1 rRNA gene is annotated in these 2,850 nt (G+C 55.8%); it reads right to left on the minus strand.

From position 1 onward, the window contains the following. A 23S ribosomal RNA gene (locus tag AC0KTX_RS16340) occupies positions 1 to 2,850 on the minus strand; the annotation flags it as partial.

Here is a 2,850-nt window from a genome sequence, read left to right on the forward strand (position 1 = left end):
ACCTCGTCATCTTCAAGGGATCTTACTCGCTTTGAGCGATGGGAAATCTCATCTTGAGGGGGGCTTCACGCTTAGATGCTTTCAGCGCTTATCCCTTCCGCACATAGCTACCCAGCTATGCCCCTGGCGGGACAACTGGTACACCAGCGGTGCGTCCATCCCGGTCCTCTCGTACTAAGGACAGCTCCTCTCAAATTTCCTGCGCCCGCGACGGATAGGGACCGAACTGTCTCACGACGTTCTGAACCCAGCTCGCGTACCGCTTTAATGGGCGAACAGCCCAACCCTTGGGACCGACTACAGCCCCAGGATGCGATGAGCCGACATCGAGGTGCCAAACCTCCCCGTCGATGTGGACTCTTGGGGGAGATCAGCCTGTTATCCCCGGGGTAGCTTTTATCCGTTGAGCGATGGCCCTTCCATGCGGAACCACCGGATCACTAAGCCCGACTTTCGTCCCTGCTCGACTTGTAGGTCTCGCAGTCAAGCTCCCTTCTGCCTTTGCACTCTGCGAATGATTTCCAACCATTCTGAGGGAACCTTTGGGCGCCTCCGTTACCTTTTAGGAGGCGACCGCCCCAGTCAAACTGCCCACCTGACACTGTCTCCCGCCCCGTTCAGGGGCGCGGGTTAGAATGTCAGTACAGCCAGGGTAGTATCCCACCGTCGCCTCAGCGCAAGCTGGCGCTCACGCGTCTCCGGCTCCTACCTATCCTGTACAAGCTGTACCCACACTCAATATCAGGCTGCAGTAAAGCTCCACGGGGTCTTTCCGTCCTGTCGCGGGTAACCTGCATCTTCACAGGTACTATAATTTCACCGAGTCTCTCGTTGAGACAGTGCCCAGATCGTTACGCCTTTCGTGCGGGTCGGAACTTACCCGACAAGGAATTTCGCTACCTTAGGACCGTTATAGTTACGGCCGCCGTTTACTGGGGCTTCGGTTCGCACCTTCGAACTTCCGTTCTAAGCGCTCCCCTTAACCTTCCAGCACCGGGCAGGCGTCAGCCCCTATACTTCACCTTACGGTTTCGCAGAGACCTGTGTTTTTGCTAAACAGTCGCCTGGGCCTTTTCACTGCGGCTCATCAAGGCTTTTCACCTTCATGAGCACCCCTTCTCCCGAAGTTACGGGGTCATTTTGCCGAGTTCCTTAACGAGAGTTCTCTCGCTCACCTTAGGATTCTCTCCTCGCCTACCTGTGTCGGTTTGCGGTACGGGCACCTCTCACCTCGCTAGAGGCTTTTCTTGGCAGTGTAGGATCAGGGACTTGGGATCCGTAGATCCTTTCGCCGTCACGGCTCCGCTTTTCGCCAGACGGATTTGCCTATCTGGCCGCCTAACCGCTTGGACAGGCTTTTCCAACCGCCTGCTCTCCCTACCTTCCTGCGTCCCCCCATTGCTCAAACGGTGAGGAGGTGGTACAGGAATATCAACCTGTTGTCCATCACCTACGCCTTTCGGCCTCGGCTTAGGTCCCGACTAACCCTGAGCGGACGAGCCTTCCTCAGGAAACCTTAGGCTTTCGGCGGAGGGGATTCTCACCCCTCTTTCGCTACTCATACCGGCATTCTCACTTCTAAGCGCTCCACCGGTCCTTCCGGTCCGGCTTCTCCGCCCTTAGAACGCTCTCCTACCACTGTTCGAAGAACAGTCCGCAGCTTCGGTGATACGTTTAGCCCCGGTACATTTTCGGCGCAGAGCCACTCGACCAGTGAGCTATTACGCACTCTTTAAATGGTGGCTGCTTCTAAGCCAACATCCTGGTTGTCTCAGCAGCTCCACATCCTTTTCCACTTAACGTATACTTTGGGACCTTAGCTGGCGGTCTGGGCTGTTTCCCTCTCGACCACGGATCTTATCACTCGCGGTCTGACTCCCAAGGATAAGTCATTGGCATTCGGAGTTTGACTGAATTCGGTAACCCGATGGGGGCCCCTCGTCCAATCAGTGCTCTACCTCCAACACTCTTCCCTTGAGGCTAGCCCTAAAGCTATTTCGGAGAGAACCAGCTATCTCCAAGTTCGATTGGCATTTCACCCCTACCCACACCTCATCCCCGCACTTTTCAACGTGCGTGGGTTCGGGCCTCCAGCAAGTGTTACCTTGCCTTCACCCTGGACATGGGTAGATCACCTGGTTTCGGGTCTGCGACCTCGTACTCTTCGCCCTCTTCAGACTCGCTTTCGCTGCGGCTCCGCTTTTCAGCTTAACCTTGCACGAGATCGCAACTCGCCGGTTCATTCTACAAAAGGCACGCCATCACCCTTTAACGGGCTCTGACTACTTGTAGGCACACGGTTTCAGGTTCTCTTTCACTCCCCTCCCGGGGTGCTTTTCACCTTTCCCTCACGGTACTGGTTCACTATCGGTCACTAGGGAGTATTTAGCCTTGGGAGATGGTCCTCCCTGCTTCCGACGGGATTCCTCGTGTCCCGCCGTACTCAGGATCCACTCGGGAGGGAACGAAGTTTCGACTACAGGGTTGTTACCTTCTCTGACGGGCCTTTCCAGACCTCTTCGTCTACTCCGTTCCTTTCTCACTCCTTGATCGAGTGTCCTACAACCCCAAGAGGCAAGCCTCTTGGTTTGGGCTGTTCCCGTTTCGCTCGCCGCTACTCAGGGAATCGCATTTGCTTTCTCTTCCTCCGGGTACTTAGATGTTTCAGTTCCCCGGGTTGCCCTCCATGCCCTATGGATTCAGGCATGGATACTGCTCCATTACGAGCAGTGGGTTCCCCCATTCGGACATCTCCGGATCGACGCTTACTTACAGCTCCCCGAAGCATTTCGGTGTTCGTCCCGTCCTTCATCGGCTCCTAGTGCCAAGGCATCCACCGTGCGCCCTTTC

This window comes from Aeribacillus sp. JST-2 (genome assembly GCF_056032925.1).